This window comes from Streptomyces sp. NPDC043854, from assembly GCF_056436005.1.
Window position 1 is genome coordinate 1 of the sequence record NZ_JBWKDK010000005.1, and the last position, 8,164, is coordinate 8,164.

At 69.4% G+C, this 8,164-nt stretch carries 8 protein-coding genes and 2 pseudogenes; 6 read left to right on the plus strand and 4 right to left on the minus strand.

Annotated features, from left to right (window positions below; translation table 11 throughout):
* Nucleotides 1-671: 671 nt before the first annotated feature.
* Nucleotides 672-1,115 (plus strand): hypothetical protein, encoded by a 444-nt coding sequence (locus AC068A_RS06410; protein WP_478581512.1) that lies wholly within the window; start codon nt 672-674, stop codon nt 1,113-1,115.
* Between the two features lie 168 nt (nt 1,116-1,283).
* Here the strand turns inward: AC068A_RS06410 and AC068A_RS06415 are convergent.
* Nucleotides 1,284-1,575 (minus strand): annotated as a pseudogene (locus AC068A_RS06415) (IS30 family transposase); the annotation flags it as partial.
* Nucleotides 1,576-1,804: 229 nt separating this feature from the next.
* Entirely contained in the window at nt 1,805-3,256 is a 1,452-nt protein-coding gene (locus tag AC068A_RS06420) for a hypothetical protein (protein ID WP_478581515.1), read from the minus strand.
* Between the two features lie 780 nt (nt 3,257-4,036).
* On the opposite strand from AC068A_RS06420, the pseudogene AC068A_RS06425 reads away from it, so the two are divergent.
* From AC068A_RS06425 to AC068A_RS06440, 4 genes and pseudogenes are all read left to right on the plus strand, one after another.
* Nucleotides 4,037-4,310, plus strand: a pseudogene (locus AC068A_RS06425) (HD domain-containing protein); the annotation flags it as partial.
* An 82-nt stretch (nt 4,311-4,392) separates the two neighbouring features.
* Nucleotides 4,393-4,668 (plus strand): hypothetical protein, encoded by a 276-nt coding sequence (locus AC068A_RS06430; RefSeq protein ID WP_478582150.1) that lies wholly within the window; start codon nt 4,393-4,395, stop codon nt 4,666-4,668.
* 304 nt (nt 4,669-4,972) lie between these two features.
* Nucleotides 4,973-5,401 (plus strand): hypothetical protein, encoded by a 429-nt coding sequence (locus tag AC068A_RS06435; RefSeq protein ID WP_478581518.1) that lies wholly within the window; start codon nt 4,973-4,975, stop codon nt 5,399-5,401.
* A 327-nt stretch (nt 5,402-5,728) separates the two neighbouring features.
* A complete protein-coding gene (locus tag AC068A_RS06440; RefSeq protein ID WP_478581521.1) occupies nt 5,729-6,157 on the plus strand; it encodes a hypothetical protein in 429 nt (142 codons plus the stop codon).
* A 192-nt stretch (nt 6,158-6,349) separates the two neighbouring features.
* Here the strand turns inward: AC068A_RS06440 and AC068A_RS06445 are convergent, their stop codons facing one another.
* Both AC068A_RS06445 and AC068A_RS06450 read right to left on the minus strand, forming a co-directional pair.
* Complete coding sequence (locus AC068A_RS06445; protein WP_478581524.1) at nt 6,350-6,517, minus strand: hypothetical protein; 168 nt, start codon at nt 6,515-6,517, stop codon at nt 6,350-6,352.
* Between the two features lie 43 nt (nt 6,518-6,560).
* Nucleotides 6,561-7,181: a carbohydrate-binding module family 20 domain-containing protein gene (locus AC068A_RS06450; protein WP_478581527.1), complete on the minus strand. Its 621-nt coding sequence runs from the start codon at nt 7,179-7,181 to the stop codon at nt 6,561-6,563.
* A gap of 231 nt (nt 7,182-7,412) precedes the next feature.
* Between AC068A_RS06450 and AC068A_RS06455 the strand changes: the two genes are divergently transcribed.
* Nucleotides 7,413-8,078, plus strand: coding sequence for a lipoprotein (locus AC068A_RS06455; protein ID WP_478581530.1), 666 nt, complete (start codon nt 7,413-7,415; stop codon nt 8,076-8,078).
* Nucleotides 8,079-8,164: the final 86 nt, after the last annotated feature.

An 8,164-nucleotide genomic window follows, 5' to 3' on the forward strand; every position in this document is an offset into this window, starting at 1 on the left:
TGCACAACCTCGCCCTCGCCGGATAGCCGAGCCACCCACACGGCGACCAACCATGCCCGAGGCAACAGGAAGATCATTTACGGGACAGCCCTTAGGCGACCTGGACGTTTCCTCTCCTGGTCATAGTCTGGGTGTGTGCTCTCCCTGCACCTCGGATTCCCGGTGAGTCTCCGTTCCATCTGGCACGAGGATGGCGTCCCGCCGAGTGGTGTCGCCGGTCGCGAGTCGTGAACGCCTGGATGTCTGCCCGGGGCGTGCAACCACTGGTCGTGACTGCTCCCTGAACAAGGGCAGGCCACCGCGCAAATCTCCCTGGTGAACGGGTAGTTCGACCGGAGGAGCGCACGGTAGTGGTGAAGCGCTCCGCCCTTGCGGACCTGGGTGTGGATGGGCCCTGTGGCACCTCAGCTTTCCTCCGCACCGCGCAAAACCCCCGCCACCCCAATCCCGGCATCGGGCCCGGCCAGGACCTCGTTGCCGACACGGGTCGTGAAGACTCGTCCCGCCCGCGGATCGGAGCCAGATCTGTTGGAGATGGGCCGGCTGTGGGAGATCGCTACCGAGTTGCGGCCGCTGCTTGAGTAGACCGCCCGCTCCGGCGCCACCAGTCCATCGGCCACACCCTCGGACCGCTCCTCGGCGGAGTCCTGGTCTGGGCGGGCGGGCTGAGTTTGCTCTTCGCCGTGATGGCCGCCTGCGCGGCGGCGGTCGCCGTGTGGGCCGCGCTGGCCGTGCCAGCCCTGCCGCCGCTGCCGAAGTCACGGCAGACCGTGGCCGACCTCGCACGGCGCCTGACCGAGCGTTCCTTCCTGGCCCCCACCGCCGCTCTCGCCGCCACCGCCGCCCTCTCCGTAGGTGTCGGCTTCCTGCCGATCTCCAGTGCTGCAGCCGGGCTGGGCACGGTGGCGACCGGAGCCGCCGTCTCCGTTTTGGCCGCGACCGCCGCCTTCGTCCAGCCGAAGGCCGGGCGCGCAGTCGACGCCGGGCGCCTGACGACCCGTATCGGCCTCGGCGCAGGACTGCTCATCACCGCGGCGGGCCTCGGGGCCGCCATGCTGCCCGGCGTCGCCGGGTCCTGGCCGCCGCCGCGCTCATCGGATGCGTCACCGGCCTGATCACCCCGCTCGGCTTCGCCGCCCTCGCGACGAGCACCCTTAACGCAGCCCGCACTCACCGTCCTGACTCACCTCTCAGCTCGACGAACGCGGCGGGCGGCGCCGGCCGCTGACAGGCAGGCCCAGGTCATTCGACCTGGGCCTGTTTCGTTGCCCGCCGGCACTGGCGCGGTCGGCGATGTGGATGCGCTCGGCCTCACCGCGAGATAGCTCGACGGCGCGGGCAGTGCGGCCTCAACCGATGGCGGCACCACCGCGTTGATCGGTGGTGCCGCCTTGTTCCTGCCCGAGGCGCCGCGTCCGTTTCGCCATCGCTTGCCGGTCGGACGTTGATGTCGATGACCTGCGCAGCCTCGGAGTAGCTCAGTCCTTGATCCACAAGCCGGGAATACGGCTCCCGCTCCTGGACCGATTTCCTTGGTCCCCGCGGCCTCCAGTCCACCCGGATCTTGAAGTCCATTGCATCCCCTGAGCCGGGGTATTGCAACGGACACTAGAACCTGAGGATTTCCATGGGTCTCCTGACCTGTGTGCGCTCGGCAGATTCGAACCTGCAACCTTCCGACCATGGGATCGGGCGGCGTGTCGGCGGGGTCTCCGCCTTCCTCCGGGCTGATCGCCGGTGGCCGTGATCAACGGTCCCTCTGTGCCGTCGTTGCCGTCAGGTTAGGAGCGAGCGGGTTCCCCGGTCATGTAATGCGGATTTCGCCCAGCGGTGTGAAGCCGGCCCAGCAGTCTGACGGTGCCGTGTCCAGGCGGAGGGTACCGGTACCGCCGGCTCCGCCGTCGCAGTAGCTGCCGGGGATGACCGAGTTGAGGAAGGCTCCGTTCGGGTCGACGTCGGTTCCGACGTACGGCGAGCCTTGATAGGTCTTCGCTCCGACGTTGAGCGAGTCGTACGGGCACCCGGGTGCCGATGAGAAGCACGCCGCGCTCTCGCCGATCGGGGTGGAGCCGTAGTGCGTCGTATTGAACGCAACGGTCCAGATGACCTGGTTGGGCAGGGTGGTCCCGGTGGGGAAGTTGAACGTGAGCAGCTGCGGGATGGAGTTCACGCACTGGTTGATGTCAGGATTGAACCACTTGCCCGCGTCGGTCCCCGTGCACTGCGGCGAGGCTGTGGGCCGGTAGGGGATCGTCTGGTTCTGGGTGATCGTGGCGAGGAGCGCACCCGGCTGCGGAACCGGACCGCTGTTGTCCACGGCGTAGATGTTCGCCGTGATGGGGTGGGTGAAGGTCGCTCCGGGGGTCGTCACGCAGTCGCCCGAGAACCAGTGCCCGCTGACGCTGCATCCGAAGCTTTGGAAGTCCACCGTCAGCGAACTCAGGTTGCCCGTCGAGCTGAGTCCCGCCTCATCGCCGAACTCGCTGGTCCCGGTGGCCTCGAAGGCCTGGCTGGGGGCGGGTGCGCACTTGGGGAAGTTCGTGGGAATGGCGGTGTACACCGTACCGGGAGCCTGACCGCCGAAGTCGCAGGTTGCGGGGGGAGCGGGCTTGACGAAGCACCCCGTGACCGACTTCCCCTTCTGCTTCTTCGAATTCTTGTCGGCATGATCGCCGGACTTGCCGCGGGAGCCCTTGTAGAAGGAAGTGCATTCAGCGGCGTCGTTGATGTGGAGGAGGATGGCCTGGTTGGCCGGAGCCGCGCCGGGGAAAGTGGCGGTGCCCATCGTGGTGGACGCTCCGTCGAGCGGGATGTTGCTCGGATTGCCGTCCGGGCGCGAGAACGAGAAACGGCCAGTGCCCGTGGCGCCTTGCCACGACGAGCCGTCGGCCCCCACGGCCTGCGCCGTGACGTTGGTGGGCTGGGTGACTCCTGGGTAGACGCAGTAGCCGATCAGCCCCGGAACCCCACCGACCGGGTTCTGGTTCTGGAGCGAGTCGAAGCTGTAGGTGGTGGTGTTTCCGCTGTTCGTGTACGCCGCCGAGACATTGCCGGCAGTAGCGAAGTTGTTCGAAGCCCAGCTCGGTGGACAGCCGACCGAATGAGCGGCAGCTGGCATGGCGGAGGCTGGCTCGGCGCTTCCCAGTCCGAACGTGCCCGCCGTCACCATCGACAGCCCCACCGTCAGGAGAATCCGCGGCAGCGGGGGATGGCCTGACCTTCCCCGCCACCAGCGGATCTTGCCGTGTGCCCTCATGCGTTGACCTTCCTCCGCGCTTCCGCGGCGCTCAACCTGCGGGAATCCCACTCCTGGCTTTCATGGCGGGCAGATCATCCATCGGCTCGCCACGCGACCCCGCATAACGACGCGTCAAACGTTATGATCCAATCTCGCCATACAGGCTCCTATTTCTTCAGGTATCGCCTGATTGGCTCATACGCCGCACGTGAGGACGAGCTGCCCCGCAGCGTGGCCCGGAACGTGGAGCCGAGCATGGGGACGCGCGAGATCGGCGTCAGCTGCTGGCGGCGGCCAGGGACAACCGCCGAATCCCGAACGGGCATGGAAGTCCTCAGCTACAGCTCGATCCATCGACGGCTGTACATTCGTCCGGCTCGGCTCGCAGCGCTCGGTGTTCGACCCGGATGAGCAACGACACGACACCACCGAGGACGGAGCCGCCCCCCGGCCCGCAGGACCATGACGGTGCCGTCGTACCTGCGGCACGAACAACGCCGGCGCCCGCCTCTCCCCTGCACCGCGGCACGTGCGAGACCGGCAACCCGACGTACGGCCAGCCAGCCCGCTTCTATGCAGCCGGATGGCGATGCGATCCCCACCGGCCCCGCCGCTACTGGGGAGCGTAGTCCGCCCCGACATGCTCTTCACTCGTTGATGACGAACCAGCGTCGAGCCAGCGTCATCCAGCTGCCGCCGACCCCACACCGAATCCCGGAACGTCCCCCACCTCCACGTCCGCGCGCAGGCGCACGTACCGGATCGGGTGCCGGTAGACGCCGCCCCGGGCCCACCAGCGCCGACCCGGCCCGGGTGGCGCTGCTGTGCCTGTTCCACGACTCCCAGGAGACCCGCGCACTCCCAGGAGACCCGCGTCGGGGACATCCCCCACATCGGCCGCAAGTACATCAAGGCGGCGCCGCACCAGGAGGTGACCGCCGACCAGGTCGCCAACGCCCACCCCGCGGTCCGGGCCAGCGTGCAGGACGCGGTCGACGAGTACGAGACCGGTGACACCCCGGAGGCGATCGTCGCCCGCGACGCGGACAAGCTCGAGTGCCTGGTGCAGGCGGCCTGGCCGGCACCATCCCCGGCGAGGCCCATGGCACTGCTGGGGGCCTCTGCTGTTCGGCGGGGTATGGCGTGAGGTGGTCTTGTGCCGCCGCTCGCACCTGGCTGAGGCGTGGCTGATCACACACGGAGGGGGTGCCTCGACGGGACGGTTCAAGCCCAAGGAGCAGCGGCGTGACCGGCAGCAAGAACCTCAGCAGCGGTTCCATATCGACGACCATGGCCGACTGCTCTACGCCCAGGGCAAGCACCACACCCAGGCCCTGCTCTGCCTCGCCCGACGACGGGCCGACGTCCTGTTCGCGATGCTCCGTGACGGAACCCTCTACGAACCGCAGCCGTCGGCCGCAGTCACCTGACCTGCAGGTCTCCCTTGACCAAAGAGATGGGGGCACCCCCCGCTCTGCCCGGACCCGCGCCTCAAACGCCGACTCGACGGGACTGGAAATGCCGGACCTCGGCTGCGGAGGCGCGGACTTTTACCGGGACCGGATACGGGCGTCAAGCCACGTGTTCCAGTGGCGTGACGCGCCTTCGCTCGCAGGGTTTATTTGAAGTACGCCCCACCGGGAACCCCCGGAAGAGCCCGGGCCGGAATCCAATCCCCGGCCCGCTCCACAGGGCGGCTCATAAAACCCTTTCCATACCGAGTGGAGAATTCTGATGTTCGAGCGTTCTTGGACCCGTCGTATTGTTCTGGCCGGCGCCTCCGCGGCTCTGGTGGGTGGCGGTATCGCACTGCCCGCGACCGCGATGGCCGCCCCGGTCGCCGCCGCCCCGCAGCAGGCGGTCTCCTTCCTCCAGGACGACAGTGCCGACGGCATCGGCACCAGCGGCGACGCGACCGCCGGGAACACGACGGTCGGCGGCGAGGCCACCAGCGGTGATGCCAGCTCCGGCGTCGGCAACTGCGAGGGCGGCTGCGACATCAGCACCGGCAACGCCACCAGCGGCGACGCCAGCGCCGACGCCGTCAACACGGGTGATGCCACCGCGGTGACCGGTGACGCCACGGGCACCGGCGGCACCGTCACGAAGCAGGAGATCAAGGAGAACCTGAAGGAGAAGCTGAAGGCGAAGCTCGGCAAGTGAGGGCCGACAGCCCCGCACGCAGCCCCCGGGAGAGCATCCCGGGGGCCGCCTGCGATGCCGCGACGCCGCAGAGGCCCACCGCCTCTCCGGCGTCGCCCTCGTGCGCCCGGGGCCTGCCGTTGCCACCCCACGAATTCCACCGGCCGCGCCTACCAAAATCAGCCACACCCGTCAAGCCACGTGTTCCAGTGACGTGACGCATCTCCGCTCTCAGGGTTTATTGGAAGTACGCCCTCACCGGGAATTCCCGGAAGAAAACCCCGGCCGATTCCACGGGGCGGCCCACAGAAAATCCCCCCTTTTTTCTATACCGAGTGGAGAATTCCGATGTTCGAGCGTTCTTGGACCCGTCGTATTGTTCTGGCCGGCGCCTCCGCGGCTCTGGTGGGTGGCGGTATCGCACTGCCGGCGACTGCGATGGCCGCTCCGGTCGCCGCCGCCCCGCAGCAGGCCGTGGCCTTCCTCCAGGACGACAGTGCCGACGGCATCGGCACCAGCGGCGACGCGACCGCCGACAACACCACCGTCGGCGGCACCGCCACCAGCGGCGACGCCAGCTCCGGAGTGGGCAGCTGCAAGGGCAAGTGCACGATCACCACCGGCAACGCCACCTCCGGCGACGCCAGCGCCGACGCCATCAACACCGGCGACGCCACCGCAGTGTCCGGCGACGCCACCGGCACCGGCGGCACCGTGTCCAAGCAGGAGATCAAGAAGCAGCTGAAGGAACAGCTGAAGGCGAAGCTCGGCAAGTGAGGGCCCGGCAGCCCCGCACGCAGCCCCGGAGCCCGTCCCGGGAACCGCCACCCGCACCACCGGATGCCGGAGAGGCCACAGCCCCTCCGGCATCCGCATGCTGCCCGGCAACCCGGCCCGCCGCCCCGGCGGCGCGGCCGGGTGCGTACGCGGCCGGTACGGCCCGTACCCGCGATCGGCGCTACAGCTTGTTCACATGCCCTCGCGCGTCGCGCCTTCCTCGACGTCGATCACACCGTGGCCGTAGCCCGTCGCCTTGATTCCCAGCCGCTGGTTCTCGCGGCTCGGACAGTCGGCGTAGTTCTGCCGGGCCGCGTCCGCGAACGCGACGGCCTCGGCCTCCGTCGCGAAGACCGACACCTTCTGCGGGGGCCTGCCTGGCTGTGGGACGGAGCGGGGCGTCTCAGCAGTGGTTGACGGCCACGGGGCGGTTCTCGTACGGCCCGTATCCCGCGAAGGTGGCGGTCGCGCCGGCGGCGACCTGCCGGCAGGCCGAGCTGCTGCCGTCCCGGTAGAGCACCTGGAGGCCGTGGGTGTCGCCGCAGCCGTTGAAGACGGAGGTGTAGCGCCAGGTCTCGGACCAGGTGATACAGGTCGGCGCGATCCCGGACGCCGGTGTTCCGGGGGTGAGTCGGAAGGTGTCCCGGGTGGTGACGGGGGCGCCGGCCCGGGGCTGCATGCGGCGGTTCGCGCCGTCCTCCCACGTGAGCGTCCCGTCGGCCTTCTTCACCAGGTACTTGTACTCGACGGGGGAGTCGGACGGAATGACGGTCTCGGCGCCCCACAGGGGGTAGCCGTCCGCATCGAGCGGCACCGCATGTGCCGGATCCCACGAGCCCAGCGCCGGCACGCTGCCGACCGCGAAGACCTGGTCGCCCCACTGGGTGGTGGCCGTGACCTGGAACCGGATCGCCGAACTCGACGGGGCGTCCGCGGCAGCGGATGGCGTACCCGCCCAGGAGAGGAGTGCGGCGGCCAGTGCCGCCGTCGTAACGCCGGCGCGCCTGCTTTTCGGTCTCTGCACGGGAGTTGGTCCCTTCGCTGGAGGACTGGGAGCGGCCGCAGCCTATCGAGCTTTGCAAAGTCTTGCAGCAACTTGCAGAAAATCTGCGGGGTTTGTCGAGTGCCGCCCGAGCAGCCGTGGCGGGATCTGAGCGGACCCCGGCGTGCTGCCTGTTACGTTGACGGCTCTTTGTTGTTCCTGAGGTTTCGGGCGGGGGTACGGGCGATGCGGCACGGGCTGGTGCGGGCGGCCATGGGGGTTGTCGGAGCGGGGATCCTGGCGGTGGGAGCGACGGCCTGCGGGACGTCGAAGCCGGACAAGGCCCAGGACGCAGGGAACGCGCAGCCTGCGAAGGGGACCGCCACCGCCACGCCGGGCCCTTCCGGGAGCGCAGGCGCCGGCGTCAAGGCCGCCGGATCCGTCGGAGGCGCCGGAACCCCCTGCCGGCTGCCCGTCACCTTCGACCTCGTACAGGACTGGAAGCCGAAGGCCGTCACGCACACGGAAGACGACCAGTTCGCCTCGCTCTTCAAACAGGGCGGAATGACCCTGGCCTGCGAGATCGACGCCAAGCCCGCCGGGAACACCGGCTTCCTGCGCGTCTGGGTCGCCGACGCGCCTGCCGCGCCCGGGGACGCGCGCAAGGTGCTGGAGTCGTTCATGGCCGGCGAGAAGGCCAAGGGCGCGCCCGTCTACACCGAACGGCGAGCCGGTACGGGCAGTGCCGCGCTGCCGTCGGTCGAGGCCGCGTACGAGACGGCCCCCCTCGACGAGGCCAAGAAGGAAAGCGCCTTCGCCGTCGTCACCCCGCGCGGTGCGGCCGTCGTCGTCCACCTGGGCGGACTCGACAGCGCCGAGCACGAGGCGATGCAGCCGGCCTACCGGTTGGCCCAACAGTCCCTGAAACCGGGCGACTAAGCGGTCTCGGGGGGGGGGGGGGGGGGGGGGGGGGGGGGGGGGGGGGGGGGGGGGGGGGGGGGGGGGGGGGGGGGGGAGGGGGGGAA